At 32.1% G+C, this 23,899-nt stretch carries 18 protein-coding genes and 1 other RNA gene; 8 read left to right on the forward strand and 11 right to left on the reverse strand.

Annotated elements, in window-relative coordinates:
• Positions 1–230: 230 nt before the first annotated feature.
• From ACIQ56_RS01730 to ACIQ56_RS01740, 3 genes are all read right to left on the reverse strand, one after another.
• Positions 231–3,095, reverse strand: a complete 2,865-nt coding sequence (locus ACIQ56_RS01730) for a DEAD/DEAH box helicase (RefSeq protein WP_397599359.1) — start codon at positions 3,093–3,095, stop codon at positions 231–233.
• A gap of 91 nt (positions 3,096–3,186) precedes the next feature.
• The gene (locus tag ACIQ56_RS01735; RefSeq protein WP_397599360.1) at positions 3,187–4,737 is read right to left on the reverse strand and encodes a penicillin-binding transpeptidase domain-containing protein; all 1,551 of its coding nucleotides are present in this window, start codon (positions 4,735–4,737) and stop codon (positions 3,187–3,189) included.
• A gap of 65 nt (positions 4,738–4,802) precedes the next feature.
• Positions 4,803–5,492, reverse strand: coding sequence for a hypothetical protein (locus ACIQ56_RS01740; protein ID WP_397599361.1), 690 nt, complete (start codon positions 5,490–5,492; stop codon positions 4,803–4,805).
• 119 nt (positions 5,493–5,611) lie between these two features.
• Here ACIQ56_RS01740 and ACIQ56_RS01745 point away from each other — a divergent pair, with 119 nt between their 5' ends.
• The 4 genes from ACIQ56_RS01745 to ACIQ56_RS01760 all read left to right on the forward strand — a co-directional run bounded on the left by ACIQ56_RS01745 (position 5,612) and on the right by ACIQ56_RS01760 (position 8,835).
• Positions 5,612–6,049 carry a polymer-forming cytoskeletal protein gene (locus tag ACIQ56_RS01745; protein ID WP_397599362.1) on the forward strand — a complete coding sequence of 146 codons (438 nt, stop codon included), beginning with the start codon at positions 5,612–5,614 and terminating at the stop codon, positions 6,047–6,049.
• A gap of 49 nt (positions 6,050–6,098) precedes the next feature.
• Positions 6,099–6,596, forward strand: a complete 498-nt coding sequence (locus tag ACIQ56_RS01750; RefSeq protein ID WP_397599363.1) for a hypothetical protein — start codon at positions 6,099–6,101, stop codon at positions 6,594–6,596.
• A gap of 120 nt (positions 6,597–6,716) precedes the next feature.
• On the forward strand, positions 6,717–7,658 hold the full coding sequence (locus ACIQ56_RS01755) for a COX15/CtaA family protein (RefSeq protein ID WP_397599364.1): 942 nt from the start codon (positions 6,717–6,719) through the stop codon (positions 7,656–7,658).
• Entirely contained in the window at positions 7,633–8,835 is a 1,203-nt protein-coding gene (locus ACIQ56_RS01760) for a multidrug effflux MFS transporter (RefSeq protein WP_397599365.1), read from the forward strand. Before ACIQ56_RS01755 ends, ACIQ56_RS01760 begins: the two co-directional genes overlap by 26 nt.
• On the opposite strand, the gene ACIQ56_RS01765 is transcribed toward ACIQ56_RS01760, so the two are convergent.
• From ACIQ56_RS01765 to rnpB, 8 genes are all read right to left on the reverse strand, one after another.
• Positions 8,832–9,500 (reverse strand): O-methyltransferase, encoded by a 669-nt coding sequence (locus tag ACIQ56_RS01765; RefSeq protein WP_397599366.1) that lies wholly within the window; start codon positions 9,498–9,500, stop codon positions 8,832–8,834. The genes ACIQ56_RS01760 and ACIQ56_RS01765 overlap by 4 nt on opposite strands.
• Before the next feature lie 105 nt (positions 9,501–9,605).
• Positions 9,606–10,580 (reverse strand): trypsin-like serine protease, encoded by a 975-nt coding sequence (locus ACIQ56_RS01770; RefSeq protein WP_397599367.1) that lies wholly within the window; start codon positions 10,578–10,580, stop codon positions 9,606–9,608.
• Between the two features lie 40 nt (positions 10,581–10,620).
• Positions 10,621–10,965, reverse strand: coding sequence for a 2Fe-2S iron-sulfur cluster-binding protein (locus ACIQ56_RS01775; protein WP_397599368.1), 345 nt, complete (start codon positions 10,963–10,965; stop codon positions 10,621–10,623).
• Positions 10,966–10,984: 19 nt separating this feature from the next.
• Positions 10,985–11,761, reverse strand: coding sequence for an enoyl-CoA hydratase/isomerase family protein (locus ACIQ56_RS01780; RefSeq protein WP_397599369.1), 777 nt, complete (start codon positions 11,759–11,761; stop codon positions 10,985–10,987).
• A gap of 83 nt (positions 11,762–11,844) precedes the next feature.
• On the reverse strand, positions 11,845–12,951 hold the full coding sequence (locus tag ACIQ56_RS01785) for a DsbA family protein (RefSeq protein ID WP_397599370.1): 1,107 nt from the start codon (positions 12,949–12,951) through the stop codon (positions 11,845–11,847).
• Between the two features lie 75 nt (positions 12,952–13,026).
• Positions 13,027–13,884 carry a hypothetical protein gene (locus ACIQ56_RS01790; protein ID WP_397599371.1) on the reverse strand — a complete coding sequence of 286 codons (858 nt, stop codon included), beginning with the start codon at positions 13,882–13,884 and terminating at the stop codon, positions 13,027–13,029.
• Positions 13,885–14,004: 120 nt separating this feature from the next.
• The gene (gene metK / locus ACIQ56_RS01795; RefSeq protein WP_397599372.1) at positions 14,005–15,246 is read right to left on the reverse strand and encodes a methionine adenosyltransferase; all 1,242 of its coding nucleotides are present in this window, start codon (positions 15,244–15,246) and stop codon (positions 14,005–14,007) included.
• Between the two features lie 74 nt (positions 15,247–15,320).
• Positions 15,321–15,671: RNase P RNA component class A (gene rnpB / locus ACIQ56_RS01800), an RNA gene on the reverse strand.
• Between the two features lie 192 nt (positions 15,672–15,863).
• Here rnpB and glyS point away from each other — a divergent pair.
• The 4 genes from glyS to ACIQ56_RS01820 are packed head-to-tail and all read left to right on the forward strand — an operon-like array spanning position 15,864 to position 23,862.
• Positions 15,864–19,007: a glycine--tRNA ligase subunit beta gene (gene glyS, locus ACIQ56_RS01805; protein WP_397599373.1), complete on the forward strand. Its 3,144-nt coding sequence runs from the start codon at positions 15,864–15,866 to the stop codon at positions 19,005–19,007.
• Position 19,008: 1 nt separating this feature from the next.
• Entirely contained in the window at positions 19,009–19,980 is a 972-nt protein-coding gene (locus ACIQ56_RS01810; protein ID WP_397599374.1) for a bifunctional riboflavin kinase/FAD synthetase, read from the forward strand.
• Positions 19,958–22,288, forward strand: a complete 2,331-nt coding sequence (ppk1, locus tag ACIQ56_RS01815; RefSeq protein ID WP_397599375.1) for a polyphosphate kinase 1 — start codon at positions 19,958–19,960, stop codon at positions 22,286–22,288. Before ACIQ56_RS01810 ends, ppk1 begins: the two co-directional genes overlap by 23 nt.
• Positions 22,288–23,862: a Ppx/GppA phosphatase family protein gene (locus ACIQ56_RS01820; RefSeq protein ID WP_397599376.1), complete on the forward strand. Its 1,575-nt coding sequence runs from the start codon at positions 22,288–22,290 to the stop codon at positions 23,860–23,862. Before ppk1 ends, ACIQ56_RS01820 begins: the two co-directional genes overlap by 1 nt.
• The last annotated feature ends 37 nt before the right edge of the window (positions 23,863–23,899 follow it).

Below are 23,899 nucleotides of genomic sequence, written 5' to 3' on the forward strand. Positions count from 1 at the left end.
TTGAATTTATTTAAATTTTTTTTCTAACGTGTTTTTTATAGTGCAATATTCTTTTTAAAATAGAAGAAATCATGCTTTATTCCCCTTAAATAAATAGAAGAAGCAATGAGCCCTTTGTTTTTATATTTAATTTTTTGGGTATCTAAAATAAAGAAAAACAATGTCCGTTTTTTAGACATTGTTTTGATTTTTATTGTTAAATAAGATTATAATAAATTATTTTTAATAAATTAAATATTATATACTTCTATACTATCGTCTTCTTGAATGCCAAGGTCACTGTTATCAACTGGCGCCTTAAGGAGTTGTAGTAAGTCATCTCTAGATAGATTTTTAAAGACTTCTTCATCTTGCTCTACAAATCGCTCAAAAATCATTTTTTTACGGCTGATGATTTCATCTATGCGTTCTTCAAGCGTTCCTTTGGTAACTAATTTGTAAACTTGGACATTTCTAATTTGGCCAATACGGTGAATACGATCTGTCGCTTGATTTTCTTTTGCTGCATTCCACCATCTGTCAAAATGAATGACAACACTTGCAGAAGTAAGATCAATACCTGTTCCTCCAGCTAATAAGGAACCAATAAATACTTTTACATTATCATTTTCTTGAAACTCTTTAACAATATTACCTCTATTGATAGATTGTCCTGTTAAGGTAACATGTTTTATCCCTTTATTATTTAATCTTTCAGATAGCTTAGAAACCATTTTTGCATATTGAGAGAAAATAACAACTTTTTGATTACTTTCAATTGCTTCACTAAGCAATTCATCAAAAACTTGCAATTTTCCACTACCTACATTTGCATATTGTGGATCAATAATTGCAGGATCATTGCATATTTGTTTCAATAAACTAATCAAACTAAAAATATGGATATAAGGAATTGGATTTTTTTCGTTTTGAAGATCGTCAATTAATTTTTTGCCTTTTAAATTTAAAGCTTCATTATATAATTTTTTTTGTGAAGGATTTAAGTGACAATATCTAATATCTTCTACTTTTTCAGGTAAATCCGTTAAAACATCTAACTTATTTCGGCGCATTTTAAATGGATGAATTAATCGGTGTAATTCAATATCTGCAATTGGATCTGTTTTTTCGTCATTGAGCATATATTTCTTTTTAAATTCATTGTCTGTGCCTAAATAACTAGGAGCAATATAATCAAAAAGGTTTTTTAATTCCATGAGATCATTTTCTAAAGGTGTACCTGTTAAGCAGAGCCTCATGTTACTATTTATTTTACAAGCAGCTTTATAAGTGCGCGTACTTTGATTTTTTACTAAATGAGCTTCATCTAATACAACTAAATTCCATTTAAATTGCATAATTAATTGTATATCACGAAGTAAAATTCCATAGCTAGTAACAAATGCATAATGAATATTTTTTGATTTATCTATTTTTGATAAATGATTTTTACGAAAAGGGCCGTGAAAACAGATGCTTGTTACGTTAGGGATGTATTTCGTCATTTTATCAAGCCAGTGATCAATAACACTTGTAGGACAAACTACGAGCGAAATGGAGTTCTGTTCATTTTTTGTAATGCTTGAAATGAGCCCCATGGCTTGGTGGGTTTTTCCTAAACCCATTTCATCGGCCAAAAGACCTCCGAGTTGATTATTATATAACCACCATAACCATTTTAAGCCGTCTTCTTGATAAGGTCTAAGGGCTAAATTTGTTTCTTTTAAGGAGGGCAATTGGAGTTTATCTCTTGAAATTAAACCAGATCGGATTTTCTCAATGACAGCGGCTTTCCCTTTGACTTTACTTTCTGATCCAAATTGTTCATGAAAACGAACAAATTCTAAAGTAGAAAGTTTTAGTTGGCCATCTTCCTGAACTTTGTTTTTTAACCAATCAAGTTCAGGTGTAATTTTGATAAAACCCTTGTCTGTTTCGAGATACTGTCTACCTTCTGCTCTTGCTTTAAGTATTTGGTATAAAGTACCAGATGTATCCGCACTTGATTTTTCATCTGAGTTTGAATTAAATTTAGCATCAATAAGTATAGAACCATCTAAAGATTTATTTAAGGTAAATTCTGGAATAGATATTTTTTTATAAACTTTAATTTTTGATAAATTATCACTAACAACAATATCTGCTGTTTCTTTAAGTCGAGAAAAATCACTTTCAATCAAGCTTGCAGCTGTATCTCCTTCAACAATTCCTGTTTTGGGATATTCGTGCCATCTTGAAACTTGCGTATTATTCATTTTGTCAGCAAATGGAATATATCCAGTTTTTTTAATGAATATTCCAATTTTACCAATATGAATTTGATTTAAATCTTCAATAATAAGTTTTTTTATTATTTTACCATCTTTTACGAGAGCAATATTTTTTTGAATTAAAAAACCAGATTTCCCATTATTTTTTATATTAAAATATCTTTTTGCAACGATTTCATGTTTAATAAGTTTTTGAACGGGGGCTGAAGCTTTTTCCGAATATTTTGTATTAAATAAAAGTTTACAAGTATCATCAACGCCAAAACGATAATTTAATTTTCGGGTACTATCAATTTGAACCAAAGCGTTTAACCAAGGTTCTTCTTTATCAATATCGATAGATACCAGTTCTGCTACGTTAGAAGAGAATATATTTTCTAAATTACTACTTTCTAAAACTTGTTTTGCATCATTGATAATTTCCCATTTTTCTTCAGCACTAAAAATAGCATTTTTATTTTCTTGTGGTGGGATCGTTTGTGGTTTTGTATGTACAGAACTTAAATGGAGTTCTGAACCACCCGTGCCTAAATTTAATTTTTGAAGATAAGTTGCTTTCTCTTGATCTAAAAAAATACAAAAGGCAGCCAAGTGTTGGCATTTTTCAGCTCTTCTTCTATTGGCTTGGCATGTACATTCCATCCATTGAACAAAACGTCCTTGTGCATGGATTTTCATACGGACTTCGTAATTTTCTCCGATTCCCGCTTTAACTCGGCAGCTTAATAACTCTCCATATGCTTGAAAATTATGAATACCGCCTGATCTATAAATAGAAATTCCATTTTGCCAATTAGTAGCTTGGAATTGAGAGAATACAAAATCAATAAAAGAATTTGATGTCATTTTTATTCTGTCTAAATGTTACTTTAAAAACTAAATAAACTCTACATTTACAAAGTTTCTAAAGTGATAATTAATAAATTAATAATTTAAGTTAATTGCTTCTGCTTGCAACTCTGCTATCACTTTTTTCTAACTTTAAGTAATCAGCCAATGTCGTTTGCGCAACAGAACTAGCTCGTACAACCCAGTTTTGTGGACTGGCTACAACAGTCCCGATAGCAATACTGTTAGGACTATTTAATGGAGCAATACCACTAAACCATGTGTAAAGAACATCTCTATTTTCAGGGTCTAGTAGAGTTCCTGTTTTACCACCAATTTCATCTGCATCAGCACGTGTGCCCGCTTTATGAAAAGTGCGTCTACTTGTTCCAGTGGCAATAGTAGCTAGCATAAGGGTCTCAACTTTTAAAGCCGTCTGAGGAGAAACTATTCTACCTATTTGCATAGGTTTTGCTCTATAAACTTCTCTTCCATCCGAATTAAATGCAGCTTCTACAAGAAATGGCGCCATCATGACTCCACGATTATTTATAGCAGCTGATAATAATGCAGCATGAATAGGATTTAATCTAGTAGCGCCAAATCCAGCTCCTGCTTCAGCAACTTCTTGAGGAGTGGCTGTATCTGGATCTGGTAATAAAAACATGCTTGTTTGTAGTTTAATATCACTTGGGATTGCTTTATTAAACATGAATTTCTCTGCATAAAATTTTAAAGAAGAGAGTCCTACGTCATATAAAGCAATTCTTGCAAATGCGGTATTGCAACTTGAGCCAAAAGCCTTAGCAAATGTTAATCTTTGAGAATCTCGAGCAGGGTCAGCGAGCCAATTTCCATTTCTGAGAGACCCACATCCTCCCCGAAAAGCGATTTCATCATAAGGATTCAAATTGCGTTTTTCAATGGCAGCTGATGCTGTAATAATTTTCATTAAACTTGCTGCGGGGGCTCTTGAGCTTACAGAAATAACAGCATTTCTGTTACCTCCATTTTGTGACAGAGCAAGTATTTTTCCTGTTTTAGGGTCTATGATTGCAGTTGAGCCATTTAAAATTCGAGTTTGGCTTAAATACTTTTCGGAAGCATCTTGAAGCTGTGGATCAATAGTTAATTCAAGTTTAAAATTTTTGTAGTAAGAATAAGTTTTTCCATTTTTAAAAAACATTTTGGAAGCAACTTCAGGCCAATCAATTTGACCAAATGGCGTATTAAAAGCAGCCCCATTATTATTTAAAGACTCTCTGGGATCTGTAAATGCTTTTACTTTTACAGTATTTTGAGCAAATCGAGTCGGATTTATAATTGAGGAACCGTTATAAGCGGAAAATAAAACGGGCTGTGCCGTAACATATACTGTTTTTGCATCGTTTCTTGCAAAATTTTCTTCAAATTTTCTTCTATATTTTGATTTTGAGCGAGAAGATTTTTTTATTTTTACATTTTTGTTACTTTTACGGACTTTTTTATTCGAATTTTTTTTATTTTGATTTTGCTGAGAGTATAAAATTGTTACGTTTTTATTACCTCCGCTTTGAGCTAGTGCAATTTGAGTATTTGATAAAATAAATCCACAGCTAAATAATGGGATAAGGAACATTTTCAATGTTTTTATTGGAATTAATCTTGATAAAAAATACATTATAGTTTCCTTAAGTTACTTTTAATAAATTGTAACACACAAAATTCATTTTGGATCTCGAACCTTTAAATAATCAAATCTTTTTTTGAAAGCGCCCAGCAATCCAAGGTATAAACATAAAGTTTCTTTTGAAACATTATTGGCATGGTTCTTTGCGATTGATAAGCCCAACCATTCAGATTTTGAGAAACCTCAAAACCTTGTTGATATCTTGAAAAACTATCCCCAACAAGTATTTTCGGCATATCTCGAAAAATTGAAAGGTAAATAAGTGCATTTTTATTGGAAATCTCTAAAATTTTACTTAAGGCTCTTTTTCTTATAGAAGTTAAACCTGTATTTAAAATTGGAAATGTTACTTTTTCATAGCTTCCAATGATGCTTAACCCTTTTGGGCTTAAGATCTTATCTATTTCTTCTTTTTCCTTCGAATTGAAAAGAAGTTCACTGCAGGGGATAGGGGTCTCAATGACTTCAATAATGGGCAAAGCATTCGATGGAATATACCATGAAATATAGGCAAATGGTAGAGAATTATAAAAGCCTTTGCTTGCTTCTCCGGTTGTCGGAAAAATAGGGTAAATTATTGGTATTTTAGGGATATTTTTAACATCATCTTCACAATAGCAATCTTTTTTTCTTAAAATTAATAGATTTTCTCGAAATAAAGAAGATAATCGTTCATAGGGAATATTTTGCATATCAGGAATATGATTAAAAACTCTATTTGCGGCAATATATTCTTTGTAAGTCATTTAACCGTCCTAATACATTTTGTATCTCACAACTTTTACTGCACTTTTATACCTTTATATTACGAGTATTTATCTTGAGTTTCAAAAAAATCGCATTTTATTATTTTAGGAGTGTAAAGGTGTTTTCAAAAGCGAAAGATGCTAAAGTTATGTCGTCCACTCAAAGTATTGAAAATGTCTCAAAAAAATATAAAGGTGTGCCTTTTTCCTTACTTGGCAGTCAAACTTTTTTTCAAGGAAAAGTGATTTTAAAGGGAGAAGCGCGTTTAGCGGGTCATGTGGAAGGAACGATTATTTCTGAAGATGTTCTTATTATTGAAGAATCAGCTTTAATTAAAGGCGAAATTCAAGGGGTCGTCATTGAAGTGAGTGGTGTCTTTGAAGGAAGTCTTCACGCTGCGGAGCTTTTAAGGTTAACCCCTTCTGCTCGGGTTCAAGGAGATATTGCCTCTTATAAACTTGTTGTAGAAGAAGGGGCAAAATTATTAGGCAAATTATCATGTCTTGATCCTCCTAGACATGTTAAAGATGATATTACGCTTGCAGTTGTTACTTAAAGACGATTTAAATCTGAATCTTTTGTTTTCTCTGTTTAGGAGAATAAATTTGACTGCGGATAAAACAATTTCAAAAGACTCTATAAAAGATCTATATAGCGAATCTAAGCATAGAATAAGGCTTATTCTTGCTATGTTAGGTCGTTATGAGCCTGAAAAAATAAATCCGCTTCCTGATGAAAAGTCATTTGCTACCATTTCGAATTTAATTAATAGTATTATGAGTGCAGCACAATTTGAATCTGAAAACCAATATCGAAATGCGATTGTCGATATTTCAAACTGGATGAATTGTGCTTTTAATGTAGAATACTTAACTAAAAATGAATCACTTTATCCAAACCCTCTTTATGCAGTTCGAAAAGGTGGTGAAATTCTTCACTCTTTTCTTCACAGAGATTTAAGAAGAAAACAATTTTCATCAGAAGAAGATGAAATATATAGAAATTATCTTTCCTTAATCGCTTCTTTACCTGATCCCCGTAATAAAAAACTAGCGCAAGATGATGTTGATGGAATGATTGATGACCTTTTAAAAACAAGTTAAGAAGTACTTTTTATATTAGTAATTTATAATTCCAAAAGTTGATTTTCAATAATTTCTTAATTACTATTTGGCCGATGTTTATTTATTATATTCTTCCTAATCACACATCGGAACAAAATTATGATAAAAATGAAAAACTATTCTCGATTTGCTTGGGCGTTTCTTGCTTATAATTTTTATGTAATTTTAGGTGGAGCTTACGTTAGAGCGACAGGTTCTGGTGCAGGTTGTGGAGAACATTGGCCTTTATGTAATGGTGTTGTTGTTCCTAATTTTTCCACTTTTCATACAATAATTGAATATACTCACAGAGTTTCAAGCGGAATCGTTGGAATTGGATCTATTATTTTATTAGTCTGGGCTTTTAAAGTAACGAAAAAAAAGGATCCAATACGAATTTCTGCTATTATTGCATTTTGTTTTGTGGTATTTGAAGCGTTATTAGGAGCTGGTTTAGTTATATTTGGACTAGTGGCTAATAATTCTTCATACTTTAGAGCAATCGTCATGTCACTTCATTTAGTTGCCACATTTATTTTAATAGCTTCTATTTCCTTGACTGCAGCTTGGTCTTCTGGATTTAAATTTAATAAATTTAATATACATACAAAAAAGTTTATACCTGTTTCTTTAATAATAATAGGAATGTTTATTGTAGGTATGTCTGGGGCAATTACAGCATTAGGTGATACATTATTTAAACCTAATTCTGTTGGTGAAGGTGTTTTTCATGAAATAATCAATCCTTCCCATTTTTTAATGTCTTTAAGAATATATCATCCTATTTTTGCTGTTATTGTTGCTATATATACTGTTTTTGCAACTTGGAGTTTGACAAATAAAAACTCATCATCAATACAAAAAAAATTAACATTTAGTATTACTGGAATTTTTATTCTTCAAATTTTTATTGGATTTATAAATATTGCGCTTCTTGCGCCTGTTTGGATGCAAATTATTCATTTACTTATTGCAGATATTGCATGGATTTTTTGCGTGTTATTTTGTAGTCAAGCGCTTTCCGAGGAGATATCAGTTGAAAAATCGATCCAGCACGCTTAAGATTTTTATTCTTATTTTAATTGTTTCTTTGTCTACGTTTTCAACTGATACATATGTTCCTTCCCTGCCCCATATGGTCAATGACTTAAATACGACACAAGCATTAATTCAATTAACATTAAGTTTTTATATGATTGGTTTTGCTATATCCATGTTAACATGTGGTTGTTTATCAGATCGTTTTGGTAGGCGTCCTATTTTACTTGGTGGAATATCGTTATATATCATTTCGACATTTATTTGTATTTTTGCTTCTAATGTTTGGATTTTAATTATAGCTAGATTTTTTCAAGCATTAGGCGGATGTTGTGGAATTGTTATTGGACGAACAATTGTTCGTGATTCTTTTGAGAAAAAAGATCAAATTAAAGTGTTTACTTATATTTCTACTGGTATGGCTATTTCACCAGCAATTGCTCCTATTATAGGTGGGACATTACAAAGTTATTGGGGATGGCGTTCCTCTTTTGTATTTTTATTTATTGTTTCTACTTTAGTATTAATTTTTGCTTATTATAAATTAGAAGAAACAAATAAAGAATTAAATCCAAAAGCTACAAATTTAGTAAATTTATTTAAAAATTATAAAATTATGTTAACAAATAAAATGTATATGGGTTATACGTTAACAATTGCTTTTGCTTGGTGTGTTTTCTTCTCCTTTATTTCATCATCCTCTTTTATTTTTCAAGATATTATAGGAGTTTCTCCTGTTGTATATGGAATTATTTTTGGCTTTGTCTCTTTTGGTTATATATCTGGCACTGTTTTAGCAAGAAAAATGTCCAATAAAATTCCTTTAAATAATTTAATTTCTATTGCAACTTTTTTATGTTTAATTGGTTCAAGCATTTTATTTGTTTTTGCAATATTAAATTTCACCTCTGTGGCTGTAATCTTAATTCCTTTAATTATAATTATGATAGGCATTGGTATTATTTTCCCATTAACTCAAGTAGGTGTCATTGATATATTCCCTAAAATGGTTGGAGTAGCCACAGGCTTATTTTTCTTTATTGAGATTATGACTGGAGTATTTGCGGGCTATTTATCTGGAGCATTTAAGTCACAATCACAATTGCCAATGGCAAGTGTGATGTTAGCTTCAAGTATTCTTCTGGTATTTACTTTTTATTTTTTAATTTTAAAGAAAAAAAATGATAAAGAATTAAACTAGGAAACTTTAATTGCGACAGTGAGTCCTTCTCCAGTAGGTAAAATTGTACTTCTGAACTTAGGACTCTTTGCTAGACGTGAATTAAATTCTCGCAAAGCGATTACTTTTGTATTTAATTCTGTGTCTTCTATATTTTCTTTATAAATATTTCCCCAAGCAAATGTATTATCACCAATAATTAATCCACCCACTTTTAAATTGTCTTCTGCCCAGGTTAAATATTTAGGGTAAGATACCTTATCTGCATCAATAAAAATGGCGTCAAATGGGCCTTCTTTTTCAATTGATTTTAACATTTCGATACCAGGACCAACGTGTTGTTTTATTAAATGAGAAACGCCCGCCTTTTGAAAAGATTCTTTTGCGGCATCGGCATGTTTTTGCTCTAATTCAATGGTATGCAAAATACCATCATTTTGAATTCCTCTTGCAATGCATATTCCTGAATATCCAGCTAAAGTACCAACTTCTACAATTTTTTTAGCTTTAGAGATGCGTATTAATAATTCTAAATGCAAACCATCCATATTGTTTACTTGAATGAGTGGAATATTTAATTTTGCTGAACGTTCTCTGACTTCTTTTAAAATAGAATCTTCTGGTTTGAAAGTATCTACAGCGTAATTTGAAATTTTTTCATTTGTCTGAGAAAATGCTTTTTCCATGATCATCTCTCCTTATATTTATAAGAATAAAGTATAGATAATAATAAAAAAATCAATTATAAAAAAAATATAATTGATTTTTAAAAGAATTTTATTTAGAGAAATCTAATATAACAATTTTTCACCAGCATCTAATTTAGACAGAATCCATGAAAGATAAGGATATATATAAGTATTATTTGAATCATCTGCTGTACATTTGTCATTATTAGTCCAATATTGTGGACCTACCAATCTAGAGTTCGTTCCTTGAGTAATTGAAATTAAGGAATAATTATTGCCACGTTTTACAAACTGAGGGCCACCTGAATCTCCGTGACAAGTTTGACCAAAAGACATATGTTCTTTTTTCATAATAATAAATGTATCTGTTATTGTTGGTGCTATAGATTTATCAATCATTTTAGCTTCACCAAAAGATAAAAGCTCTTCACTATTATAAGAAATATTATGATTTGGCTTTCTTAATGTGGCTACTGCCCATCTTATAATGCCTTTTGAATTATCTTCAAATTCTCCTGTTTGTCCAAAACCCGTGAAAAGGGTTTTTTCTCCATCAAAATATTCTTTTGCAATTCGAGCCTGCTTTAAATTTAGTTTACTTATGGACTCTGTTGTTTTCAAAATAGCAATATCTGCAAAAGGAATATTGTCATTCTTACTAGGATTATAAATATCATTATAAATTATTTTTTTAACAGTATTTTTTGTATAAGCCTTATTATCTAAAGGTTTTTCATTAAAAACAAAAATTTCGCTTTCTCTAGCTTTTCTATATTTACCTTTTTCTTCTTCAATATATAAGCAGTGAGCTGCCGTTAATATTGTATTATCTGCAATTGCAACTCCAGTGCAAGCAATAGTATTTACAGAAATGTAAACAGTGGACTCGTATCCCGGTATATTTTTTTCTTTGTCAAAACCATTGCAAGAATTTACGATGTATTGAATAGAATATTTATTGTTATGAAATTGATCTAGTAATTCGGAGCAGGATAGGGCTTTTTCTTTTTCTTTTGGTTTTTCGCCACAAGAAGCAAATAAAAATAAACTTAATATTAATAAAGTTTTTTTGAACATGTTTTTTAATTTTCCTAATATGTTTATTGATTCGTAATTTTTACCAGTAATCAGCTTGTATGGTTAAGTCTGAAAAAACACGGCATAAACATGCGAGACGGTTTTCAATTAATTTATTATTTTTCAATAATGTATTTTTTTCAAAATCATTTTGTTCGGAAACAGCATTGGGATTATTAGTTATTACTTTAATATTACAAGCACCACAAACACCCACCCCCGAACAGGCCGCCCCAATTGGCAACCCTCTTTTTCTAATAAAGACCCATAAATTAGCTCCTGCCCTCATGAAAAATTCATCAATTTTATGACCTGATTTATTAAGCAAAATTATTCTTACTGAGTTTGACAAATCGTTTTGAAGAGGAGGAGTTTGTTGATTCATTTATTTCACTTTCAAGCTATCAAAAATTTGCTGGTCTTTTTTCAATAAATGCCTTCATGCCTTCTTTAGCTTCTGAGCCTACAAATAAGAGTCCAAACTCGGATGATTCCAATGAACACCCTTCTTCAAAACGCAATTCAATGCCTTGCTTAATTACTTTTTTTGCTACTTGAATTGCATGAGGAGCATTTTTGATTATTTTATCAGATATTTGATCTGTAAAAAATTCAAGCTCATCATGTTTTGTCACATGATTTACCAAACCATGTAAATGGGCTTCTGCAGCAGAATATTTATCAGCTGTAGATACCCATTCTATAGCTTTTGACACTCCTAAGCGTCTTGTCAAGCGTTGAGTACCAGAAAAACCTGGAATGAGCCCTAAAGTCACTTCAGGAAGGCCAAATCTTGCTTTTTCCGAAGCAATTATAAAATCACAAGCAAGGGCAAGTTCAAGACCTCCTCCTAGTGCAAACCCTTGAACACGCGCAATAGTGATTTGTGATAAATTTTCAAGCATGCTAAATGTTTTAGCACCAAAAATAGAAAATTGAGCCGCTCGATCGGAGGAATTAAAATCTTGCATTTCTTTTATATCGGCGCCAGCAACAAATGCTTTGTCCCCTGCGCCACAAATAATTAATACTTTAATTTCTTTATTTTCTTTTAGAAACAGACAATGTTTATGAAGTTCTTCTAGTACTTGTTTATTTAGTGCATTCAATTGATTTGGTCTGTTGATTTGAAGAGTTGCTTTTTTTCCATTTATTTCTAAGTGTGTTAAAGATTCTGTCATAAAATTTCTCCAAAAATAAAAAGCCATAGGTTTTAACCTATGGCTTTTTTACTCTATTTGAAATAATCTATCAAATTTTGTTATTAGTTCTTTATTGAAAGTTCATTATTAATTACCTTTTCAAATTCTGATTTTGGTAAGGCTCCCATTAATTGAACTCCGTTAATATAAAATGCTGGTGTTGCATTAATTCCTAAGCTTTGCCCATATTCCATTTCTGAATTGATTTTATCATGCACTGCTTGATCTTTTCTGCATGAATTAAATTCTTCAATTTTTAATCCAATTTTCTGAGCAATCATGGTGTATGTTTCATCACCTAATTTTTTATGATTTTCAAATAAGGCGTCATGCATTTGCCAATATTTATTTTGTTTATTTGCGCATTCAGCAGCAATAGCTGCAGGGATAGCTTCTGGATGTATTTGCACTAAGGGATAGTTTTTAAATACGTAGCGAACTTTTCCTTTGTATTGTTTTAATACTTCTTCAACAATAGGCTTTGCTGTTGCGCAGAATGGGCATTGAAAATCAGCAAATTCTACTATCGTAACAGGAGCATCTGCAGGGCCTTTTGAAGGATGATTTCCAATTTCTACATTTATTTTAGGAGAAACAGGTTTTGATGCACCTAATACTTCTATTTCACCTTTTGAAAGTGCTTGTGCTACAAGTGCTCTAAAATAAGAACCAGCTGCTTGATTTTGTAAATATGGTTTAACAAGAGCTTCTTGTTGCTCAGGTGTTTTTCCTTTTAATTGAGGATTTTCTGCATTTTCTTTTACAAATTGTTTTACTTGTTCATTTGTTACTGTAGATTTTTCTTGAATAAACATTTGTTCAGCAGTATTTGTATTAGAAATATTTTTGCTTTTCATATATTCTTTTATAAGATTATCAAAATATCTTTTAGCTAAAATATTTTCTATTGCTTTATAAGATTGACTTTCAGCATCAAAAAGAGTCTGTAATTCTTGAGTAGTAAGATCAGAGCGTTTTAAAGTAACACTATTATATTTACCAATGACTTCTGTGCCAGTTGCCGTTTTTGAACTACTTGAGACTGTAGAGGATGTTTGTCCAGTTAAGTTATTTGCAATTTTTTTATAATCATGAAAAAATAGAGGTATTGAACCAACAACGGCAGCGGCTATAAAAATTCCGCCAATAATAAATTTACCAGAAGACATAAAAACTCCTTTAAACGCATAAAAAATTATACCCAATCCTTCTTATGCACTTAAGAAGGGCGAATCAAGTACAGCTTACATATTCTGCACACTTTTAATATTTTCAGCAAGTTCTTTAGCATAGCGCTTTTCTTCAATTTTGCCATCAACATCAGGTAAAGTTTGAGCTTTTTTAAACAATTCGAGAGCAACGTTTTTGTCTCCTGCTTTTTTCTTTAGAATTCCCAAATACATCGTATTTAAACGGTATTCAGGGCAACTTTGAATAGCCTTATTATAATATTCTTCTGCTATTTTTTTGTCACCAAATGAAATAAGACCACCTGGAACTTCTTGATAATATCTACCAAGGATTCTTAATGGACCACACCATTGGTACTTTAGATCAATTTTTGAGGCTTCTATTAAAGCATCTCTTCCGGGTTTTGCATTATTTAAAGCTGAAAATATTCCTTTAGAAAGTCCATATGAACCTAAATTAATTGCATACCAATAAAATCCTTCAACTCGTTTCGGCTCTAATTTTTTTGCAATTTCTCCAGCTTCATACCCATATTTAAATATTTTTGTTTTTTCACTTTTAGCAAGGGTTTCTAATGGCATAAAGTTACCATAATAATAAACAAGTCTTGAAATTCTCCAGGATATATTGAAATCATTTGGAGCTTTAATTTCTTTTTTAAAGAAATTTACAATTTCTTTCTCGCCTTCATTTGTTTCGCGATTGTCCCATAATTTATCCAGAACTTTAATGTTTATTTGCTCTTCAGTTGTTTCTTTAGTAATTGCAGTAGTTGTTGTTTCTTTAGTGCTTTCAGATGCTGTTTCTTTATCTTTAATTATAGAGTCGTTTTGTGCGTAAGATATATTACTAAATAAATTAAATGAAATAAAAATACCAAATAATAATTTCAAGTTTTTTGTGATAATCATAAATATGCTCCTGCCAGGATGAAAAGACTCAGAACTGGCAGATTATATTTTTTTTTGAGCACTGTAAATAAAGGAATGAATTGATTTATTTATGAATTGATTTATTTATGAATTGATAAATTAAAGAAGCTTTTTAAGATCATCAACTTTATCTAATTTTTCCCATGGAAAATGATTGCGTCCAAAATGTCCGTAGGAAGCAGTTTCATGATAAGTAAATCCATTTTTTTGAGGATTTAAAAGATCAAATGTTTTAACAATTCCAGATGGTGTCATGTTAAATACTTTTTGAACAGCTTCTTCAATTTTAACGCGGTTTACTTTTTCAGTTCCATATGTGTTCACATTAATACTAACAGGTTGAGCTACTCCAATTGCATATGCAATTTGAACAAGAGCTTTGTCAGCAAGACCAGCAGCAACAATGTTTTTAGCAATATATCTTCCCATATATGCTGCAGAACGGTCTACTTTAGAAGGATCTTTTCCAGAAAAAGCGCCGCCACCATGTGCTCCATGTCCACCGTAAGTATCAACAATAATTTTGCGCCCTGTTAAACCGCAGTCACCTTGAGGTCCACCAATAACAAATTTACCGGTTGGGTTAATATGATACTTTGTATTGGAATCAAGTAAATTTGATGGAATTGTATTTTTAATCACATTTTCAATCACAAAATTACGAATGGTGTCTTGTGTTACGTCGTCAGTATGCATTGTACTTACAACAACAGTATCCACTCTTTTCATTTTTCCGTTATGATATTCAACTGTGACTTGAGATTTTGCATCGGGACGTAACCAATTTGCACTGCCTTCTTTACGAGCTTTTGAAAGATTACGTAAGATGGAGTGTGCATATTGAACGGTGGCAGGCATATACTCAGGTGTTTCGTTTGTAGCATAACCGAACATCATACCTTGGTCACCAGCGCCTTGTTCTTTGTGCAATCCTTCACCTTCATTTACACCTTGAGCGATATCTGGAGATTGTTGATCTACAGCAACAATTACACCGCAGCTTCTGTACTCGAAGCCGTTGTTTGGATCATCATATCCAATTTCTTTAATAACGTTACGAGCTATTTCAGAATAGCTTTTCATTTTACGATTATGTTTTTTTTCGTTTGCATGAACTGTTTCTGGATTTAAAGTAATTTCACCAGCAACAACAACTAATCCTGTTTTACAAAGAGCTTCGCATGCTACTCTCGCTTTTGGATCAAAAGATAAAAGTTCATCAAGAATTCCATCAGAAATTTGATCGGCAACTTTATCTGGATGTCCTTCGCTAACGCTTTCGGATGTGAAGTAAGTAATTTCTGGAGAAGAAGAATTTAATGTGAGCGAGCGTTGAAACATATTCTATTTCCTTTCATATCAACCGCTGCAGAGAGGTTAACTTTAATTGATTAAATAAAAGTAACATTAAATTAAAATTCGGGTAACCCATAAGCCGGATTCTGTTTAAAACTACAATTTCTCTTGATGTTACGTTACCGTAGCATTCTTTGCAGCCAACCCGAGTGTCAGTGAGCCGAGCCAACTCTCCACCCCTATTTGGCTTTGCTTCAGATGGGGTTTGCCAAACCGACTGTCACCAGCCATGTCCGTGAGCTCTTACCTCACGTTTTCACCATTGCCAGCCTTGCGGCTTCGGCTGTGTATTCTCTGTTGCACTTTCCGTCGAGTTTCCCCGCCTGGCCGTTAACCAGCATCTTGCTCTATGAAGTCCGGACTTTCCTCACTCCTACAAAAGTAGGACGCGCTGTAGTTGAATTACCCGAATTGTCACCAATAATATCTGAATTCTTTCAAAGCAAGGAAGTTTTGAATTATTTTAAATAAAGTTTTAAAATTCGGCTTTTCAAAGAAGTATACTAACAGATTGCTTAACTTTCTTTTCTTAATCTTTTTCTTAGTGTAAACAATCTCTGCGAGGCCTGTTTTAGATATTTTTCGTGTGAAAGGTGAACCCAGTGGAAATTAAGAATTTTCAAGAATTTATTATCGCTCTTTGCAATTATTGGGTAGATCATGGCTGTATTTGGAGCCAACCTTATGATGCAAATATGGGAGCTGGAACCTTTCACCCGCATACTTTTTTAAAAGGAGTTGGACCCGAGCCTTGGCGTTCTGTTTATGTACAACCATGCAGAAGACCTGTTGATGGGCGTTATGGAAAAAGTCCCTATCGTTTTCAACATTATTATCAATTGCAAGTGCTTTTAAAACCATCGCCATCAAATATAGTAGATATTTTTCTTAAATCGCTTGAACATGTTGGTGTTAATTTAAAAGACAACGATATTGGGCTTCTTGAAGACGATTGGAAAGGGCCAACTCTTGGTGCTTGGGGATTAGGCTGGGAAGTCCGCGCCAATGGTCAAGAAGTAACTCAATTTACATATTTTCAACAACTCGGTGGTTTGGATATTGATGTCGTTTGTGGAGAAATTACGTATGGCTTAGAGCGTTTATTTATGTATTCTAAAGGATACAAAAATGCTTTAGATATGCCATTTAATGATCATTTTACATATGGCGATATTTTTTATCAAAATGAATTTGAATTTTCTCATTTTAATTTTAAAGAAGCAGATACCAAAGAACTCTTCAGACATTTTGAAAAATGCGAAGAAAAAGTTTCTCAACTTTGCGAAAAAGGTTTAGTTTTACCAGCCTATGATTATGTTTTACAGGCTTCTCACTCATTTAATTTATTAGATGCTCGTGGCGCTATTTCTGTAAGTGAAAGACAACGTTATATTGGACGTGTTCGCGATTGTGCAAAAAAATGTGCAGTGCAATATCGATCAGCGCGCGAAAAACTTGGATATCCCATGTTAAATCGTCTCGATACCGATGCGCGGAAACCTATTTATCCAAAAGGCATTATTCATAACGTAACAGAAAACAAAGAAACAAATGTCTATAAAAATATTTCCGATTTTTCAAATAAAGAAAAATTAAATGTTTTATTTGAACTTGGTGTTGAAGAAATGCCGCCAAATTTTCAATTAAGTGCAAAAGCAGAGTTAGAACAAAAAATTCATTCTTTTGTGAATGTAGAAAATTTAAATTGGGTTTCATTTCAAGATGAAACAAAAGAAAATTTAAAAAATGGTGGGTATAAAGTAGATATTTCTTCACGCCGTTTAAGCATACAATTTAAAAATATTCCAAAATCGGAAAACTCAAAAACAGTTGAAATTTGGGGTCCTGTTGAGCGTATTGCTAAATCTGTTGATGGTTCTTTATCTCCAGCTGGTCTTGGGTTCTGCAAAAAAAATAATTTAGATCCTTCTCGTGTAAGTTTTAAAACAAAATCGGATGGAACATTTATTTATGCCGAAAAACATGTTGTAGGACGTGACTACCCTACTCTTTTGGCAGAAAAATTTAAAGAATGGTGTTATGCTCTTTCCGCGCCACTCAAAATGAAATGGCTACCACCAGAAATAAGTCCACAGTTTATTCGCCCTGTCCGTTGGATTGTTTCGTTGGTTGAGGACAAAGTTATTTCATTAGAAATGTTTGGTTTAAATTCGGGTCGTAAAACTTGTGGGCAACGTATTTTGCATCCTGAAGAAGTTACTTTAAATCATGCAAATGATTATGAAAAAACATTAGAGAAAATATTTGTAGAGCCTTCGGTTGAAAATCGTAGAGCAATTTTTTCGTTTGAAGCTAACAAACTTGCTCAAAGCAAAAATGGGAAACTTCAAAATGATGATTCCTTATTAAATAAATGTGTCGGTTTATTTGAAAACCCAACTTTATTTATAGCAGAATTCGATAAAAAATATTTGCGTTTACCAAAGCCTCTTATTTCGAGTGTATTGCGTGAGCATATGAATTATTTTTCTGTTGAAACTCAAGATGGAAAAGAATTATTGCCATACTACATTGGTTCAGCAAATTATAAATGTAATAATATTGAAGAAATGATCGAAGGAACACAAACTGTTGTTATTGGTAGACTTGAAGATGGTGCTTTTTATTATGACACCGACTTAAACACTCCTATTTCTGAATTTCGTGATCGATTAAAGGATCAATTATTCCAAGCAGGAATGGGAACATTATTTGAAAAAATAGAACGTCTTAAAAAAATAGTAGCTTTAATTGCAAATCAATTACCACAAAAAACAGATTTAAATATTATTGAAACGGCAGCAGAGCTTTGTAAAGCCGATTTAAAAACAGGTTGTGTGCAAGAATTTCCAGATGAAATGCAAGGTTTTATGGGAGGGGTTCTTGTAAGGGAACAAAATATTTTTAATGACACAAATCGTTCTTTTATCGCTGGTAAAGCAATTGAAGAGCACTATATGCCTGCAGGAGCGCATTCTCCTTTGCCATCTACATTTGAAGGTGTCGTTCTTTCTTTAGCAGATAAACTCGATTCCTTTTGTATGATGATTTGTCATGGAGCAGAAGTAAAAGGAAATAAAGATCCTTTTGGCATGAGAAGACTTGCTTTAGGTATTGCTCGTTTATTAGGTATAAAAGACGAAAAAAATAGCATTCCTGTTTCTTTAAAAACTGTAGTAGAAATTTGTTTAGCTGTTATTCAAGAAAATTCTAAAGTAACAAATGAACACAAAGAAAAAATATATTCTTTTATTTTAGATCGTATGAAAGCTGCATTGGAAGGAGAATACGATCCTCGTTCCGTAGAAGCACTTTTAAGACAGCTTAAAGAAGAGCCACTTCATAAAGTCCGTAATTTTGCCGAAAAAATTGCTGTTGCTTTAACGCAGTCAGGAAAAGGATCTTTATTAGAGGCTTTAATTCCTTACAAAAGGGCAAAAAATTTAACACAGGAATGGAATTCAAAAGAAGTGAATCCTTCTTTGTTTAAAACAGCAGAAGAAATTTCCTTATTTGAAAAATTAAATAGTTTAGAAATAAGAATTAAAACAAATATAAAAAATGCGGAATATAATGACTTGCTAATTGCATTAGCAACTTTAGCACAGCCAATGGCCTCCTTTTTTGATGCAGTAATGGTAAATGATCCTGATGAAAATTTAAAAAGAAATCGACTGTCTCTTTTAAAGAAGATATGTTCCCTTTACGAAGACGTAGCCGACTTTTCTTTAATTCAGGTACAGTAATATGACTTTGAAAAATAGTTATCAGGTTTTTGGTGATAAAGATGCAATTGAAAATAAAAAACCAATTGCAATTACTTTTGGAAATTTTGATGGAGTTCATGAAGGACATTTTTATTTAATTCAAGAGTTAAAAAAAATGTCTAAAAATATTCCCATTGTTGTTGTTACTTTTGATCCACATCCTGCGACTTTTTTTTCTGGTGGAGTTGCAAAACCATTATTAAATACACTTTCTGATAAAATATCGCTTTTATTAAAATCTGGGGTAAATACAGTAATTATTCAAGAGTTTACGAATGAATTTGCTATGCTTACCGCAGATGACTTTTGTCTTTGGTTAAAAGATAATTTTAATATTCATGCAGTCATGCTTGGACATGATTTTTGTTATGGCAAGCAAAGGAAGGGTAATTTTGATCATATGAAATTGTTTGCAGAAAAAGAGCATTGGGAAATTAGGCAAACACAACCATTTAAGTTATATGATGATAAAGTAGTTTCCTCTTCTTTTGTAAGACAAGTTTTATCTGATGGAAATGCAGAAGATGCAGAAAAATTACTGAGTCGTCCCTATTTTCTTCCCGGAGTGGTAGTTAAAGGCGACCAACGTGGACGATTAATGGGATTTCCCACAGCAAATATCGAGCTAGATGACATTCTTGTTGTTCCAAAATATGGTGTTTATGCTTGTTATGTTGAAATTGATTCTAACGGAATTTTATTGCCTGCTGTTATGAATTGTGGAGTACGTCCAACAATTGCGAGTGGATTAAAATTGCAAATTGAAGCTCATATTCTAAACTTTTCAGATGATATTTATTCAAGAAAAGTAAAATTTCATTTGAAAAAATTTATACGTGGTGAAATAAAATTTACAGGAATAGATCAATTAAAGGAACAAATAACCAAGGACGTTGAGCAAGCAAGATCTTTTTTTATGGATAACCTAAATGAGCAAGTTAATAAACTCTGAAAGAAATATTCAAAAGTCTTTACCACCTACGATCACAAATCATTATAATAAAGAAATTCAATCACAACATAAAAATATTCATTTGGATGACCCTGATCTTTATATGAACCGTGAAATATCATGGTTATCATTTAATGAAAGAGTTTTGACAGAAGCAGAAAATAAAAATGTTCCGTTATTAGAACGCGTAAAATTTTGTATTATATTTGCTTCTAATTTAGATGAATTTTTTATGGTTCGATTATCTGGTTTATTAAGACTTGTAGCGCAACATCATACTACAATTTATGATGAAGAAGAGTCAGAAGAAACCCTTGATGAAGTCGCAATAAAAGTAAGAGAATTATTAAAACGTATTTCAAAATGTCTTCACTCTCAAATTTTACCTGAATTAGAGTTAAATCATATTTCTATTCCAAAGTTTTCTGAATTAACTCGTTCAGAAGAAGAAAAATTAGATTCGCATTTTGAAAGTCAAGTTTTTCCTGTTTTAACTCCACTTGCTGTTGATCCAGCACATCCTTTTCCTTATCTTTCAAATTTATCTTTGTATTTGGCTGTTACTTTTGAAGGTATTTCTGAAAACGGAGAGCCTTTATTAGCATTAGTTGAAATACCGCAAAAAATATTAAGACTTATTCCAATTTCTCAAAAAGCAAATAAGCATCGCTTTTTTTTATTAGATGAACTTATAAAAAATTATATGCCCTCTTTATTTCCTTGGACACAAGTAACAGGAGCATATGGTTTTAGAGTAACAAGAAATCTGGATTATCAGTTGTTAGATAATGAAGTTAAAGATTTAATGAAATCTATTGAATATGAATTAAAAGATAGAGAGCAAAAAACAGTAGTCCGATTAGAATATGAAAAAAACATGCCTGATTGGTTACGTAACAAATTAGCAACGGTTCTAGATTTAGATTCTTCTGATTTATATGAAATTGATGGCATGATTAATATGAGAGATTTAGCCCCATTATTAAAAATAGATCGCATTGATCCAAGTTTAAAAGATGCCGCATTTAATCCAAGATTAAATATTAATTTAGTAGATGCAAATAGAGATATTTTTGATGTCATACGTGAAAGAGATATATTATTACACCATCCATACGACTCTTTTGCAAGTGTTCTCGATTTTTTAAGAAGTGCTGCCAAAGACGATAAAGTACTTGCAATTAAACAAACATTATATCGTTCTGGTGGCGACTCTCCTATTATTGAAGCCCTTGTAAATGCAGCTGAACGAGGAAAACAAGTTACCGTTGTTGTCGAATTAAAAGCTAGATTTGACGAAGCGAATAATATTGAATGGGCAAAACGATTAGAAAGAGCAGGAGCCCATGTTGTTTTTGGATTTATTGATTTAAAAACTCATGCTAAATGTACTCTTGTTGTTCGAAAAGAAAAAAACAACTATCTCCAAAAATATGTACATTTATCCACAGGAAATTATAATAGTTCCACAGCAAAACTTTATACTGATATAGGTCATTTAACAACAGATCCTGCATTGTGTGACGATATTGCAAACGTATTTAATTTTATAACAGGCTTTAATATTTTGCGTGATCAAGATTTAACTCAAATGAGAATACCTCATTTTGAAAAAATTAAAGTAGCACCTTTTCGTCTTCGAGAACAAATTATTCAAATGATTGAAAACGAAAAAAGAAAAAATACGCATGATAACCAAGCACATATTATATTAAAAATGAATTCACTAGTTGATGTAAAAATTTGTCAAGCTTTATATAGAGCAAGTCAAAAAGGTGTGAAAATAGATTTAATAGTAAGAGGCGTTTGTATTTTAAGACCAGATATTCCAGGTGTTTCAGAGAATATTCGGGTTATTAGTGTTATTGATAGATACCTAGAGCACTCTCGAATTTATTGGTTTAAAAATTGTGGAGATCCTATCATTTATTGTGGTAGTGCCGACTTAATGGAACGAAATATGGATAGACGTATTGAAGTTGTTTGGCCTATTGAAAGTTCTGAATTAAAGTCTAAGTTAACAGCAATTTTAAATAATTTTTTAATTGATAATTGTAAAAGTCATGAAATGCAAAGTGATGGTACTTATATAAGAAATCATCCTACGTCAGGCGAAAAAATGTTACGTTGTCAGGATAAATTCATTGAATATGCTCGTCGTTATGGTATAAAGTCAATTGCCTATGATCAGGCAATTAAACCATTATTTGATAAAAAGGAATTTGATCGTATTCCTGAAAGATTTATTCCTTCTTTGGTTGTTGAAGAAATACAGCCTAAAAGCATCAAGAAAAAGAAGAAAAAATAATGTTAAATTCGCCTAATAAAAAAGTTTTTGAAAAAAAAAGAATAGCTGCCATTGATGTTGGTTCTAATAGTGTCCATATGTTAGTTGTTGATATGGAGTCTACCAATTCTTTTACAATAATCGCTTCAGAAAAAGATCAAGTGAGATTAGCTGCTTCAATAGATGAAGATGGCAATTTAACAAATGAAGCCCTAAATAAAGCAATTGTAGTATTAAAAAAAATGAAAGAAATTGCGGATGGTTTAAGAGCTCAAATTAGAGCAGTAGGAACCAGCGCATTAAGAGAAGCCAAAAATGGTACGGATTTTGTTGCAAAGCTTTATAAAAAAACTGGTATTGATATTGAGATTATTTCTGGTCATGAAGAGGCCAGGCTTGTTTATTTAGGGGTTCAGCAAGGTCTTCCAATACAAGGAAAATCCACACTTATCGTTGATATTGGTGGAGGATCAACGGAAATTGTCGTTGGTCAATGGGGAGAAGAACGTTTTGCAACCTCATTAAAATTAGGATGTGTTCGTTTAACACAAGGATTTATTCATACCGATCCTTTAGGTGATGATCATTTAAGAGCTTTGGAACTTTATATTAATACAAGACTTGAGCCTGTTTTATCTGAAGTAGAGCGTATTGGATTTGATTGTGCGGTGGGTTCATCTGGAACGATTAAATCTATTAAGTCATTAGTACTTGGCTTAACAAACACTCCGCCATTACAAACAATGCATGGTTCAACATTAACTGCAAAAGAAATATGGACTGCAAAAGAGGCTTTGTTACGAGCTCGTTCCCTTAAAGAGCGTAAGCAATTGCCAGGTCTCGATTCAAAAAGAGCAGATATTATTGTGGCTGGTTTATTTGTACTTAGTTCAATTACAAAAATACTTGGAATAAGAGAATGGACTATTTCCTTAACAGCGCTAAGAGAAGGTATTTTATTTGATACCATGCTGAGAGACGGTTTTTGGCTTCAAGGGGATACCAGTGATGTTAGATGGCGTTCTGTAAGATCTTTTGGCCAAAAATTTCATGTCGATGAAGCTCATGCCTTCCACATTACCTCTTTTGCTGTAAGTCTCTTTGATCAATTAACTTTTAAACATTCTTTGCCAAGTGCTTGGCGTGAATTCTTGCGTTCTGCTGCTTATTTGCATGAATGTGGTTTATTTATTGGGCATACAGGACATCATAAGCATACCTTTTATTTTATTCGAAATGCTTCTCTCCCAGGCTTTACAACTCGCGAAATGCAAATTATTGCTACTATCGTGCGTTATCACCGTAAGCGTATGCCAAGAGATAATGATGAAGTTTATTGCGATTTTGATAAAGAAATGCAGAAAGCAGTAAATATTTGCGCGGCAATTTTACGACTCGCAGTTTCGCTAGATAGAGGCCGTCAAGGTAAAATACAAGAGATAATCGTGAAAGAAAATTCGTCTTCCAAAATGAGTTTAGCAGTTCATTTAAGAGCAACTCACGATATTGAATTGGAAATGTATGAAGCAGCTATTGAAAAAAAAGCATTTGAAAATGTTTTTATGTGTTCTTTAGAAATTGTTCTTGAGCAATAGCATAAATGTAATATGAAAAAGGTTGGTATATATTGAA

Origin of the sequence: Silvanigrella sp. (genome assembly GCF_044369315.1) — a bacterium.
GTDB lineage: Bacteria > Bdellovibrionota_B > Oligoflexia > Silvanigrellales > Silvanigrellaceae > Silvanigrella.

Bases quoted from the DNA above. Each gene is read 5' to 3' on its own strand.
- ACIQ56_RS01730 (WP_397599359.1), bottom strand. From the start codon at position 3,095: ATGACATCAAATTCTTTTATTGATTTTGTATTCTCTCAATTCCAAGCT.
- ACIQ56_RS01735 (WP_397599360.1), bottom strand. From the start codon at position 4,737: ATGTATTTTTTATCAAGATTAATTCCAATAAAAACATTGAAAATGTTC.
- ACIQ56_RS01740 (WP_397599361.1), bottom strand. From the start codon at position 5,492: ATGACTTACAAAGAATATATTGCCGCAAATAGAGTTTTTAATCATATT.
- ACIQ56_RS01755 (WP_397599364.1), top strand. From the start codon at position 6,717: ATGATAAAAATGAAAAACTATTCTCGATTTGCTTGGGCGTTTCTTGCT.
- ACIQ56_RS01765 (WP_397599366.1), bottom strand. From the start codon at position 9,500: ATGGAAAAAGCATTTTCTCAGACAAATGAAAAAATTTCAAATTACGCT.
- ACIQ56_RS01770 (WP_397599367.1), bottom strand. From the start codon at position 10,580: ATGTTCAAAAAAACTTTATTAATATTAAGTTTATTTTTATTTGCTTCT.
- ACIQ56_RS01775 (WP_397599368.1), bottom strand. From the start codon at position 10,965: ATGAATCAACAAACTCCTCCTCTTCAAAACGATTTGTCAAACTCAGTA.
- ACIQ56_RS01780 (WP_397599369.1), bottom strand. From the start codon at position 11,761: ATGACAGAATCTTTAACACACTTAGAAATAAATGGAAAAAAAGCAACT.
- ACIQ56_RS01785 (WP_397599370.1), bottom strand. From the start codon at position 12,951: ATGTCTTCTGGTAAATTTATTATTGGCGGAATTTTTATAGCCGCTGCC.
- ACIQ56_RS01790 (WP_397599371.1), bottom strand. From the start codon at position 13,884: ATGATTATCACAAAAAACTTGAAATTATTATTTGGTATTTTTATTTCA.
- metK (WP_397599372.1), bottom strand. From the start codon at position 15,246: ATGTTTCAACGCTCGCTCACATTAAATTCTTCTTCTCCAGAAATTACT.
- ACIQ56_RS01810 (WP_397599374.1), top strand. From the start codon at position 19,009: ATGACTTTGAAAAATAGTTATCAGGTTTTTGGTGATAAAGATGCAATT.
- ppk1 (WP_397599375.1), top strand. From the start codon at position 19,958: ATGAGCAAGTTAATAAACTCTGAAAGAAATATTCAAAAGTCTTTACCA.
- ACIQ56_RS01820 (WP_397599376.1), top strand. From the start codon at position 22,288: ATGTTAAATTCGCCTAATAAAAAAGTTTTTGAAAAAAAAAGAATAGCT.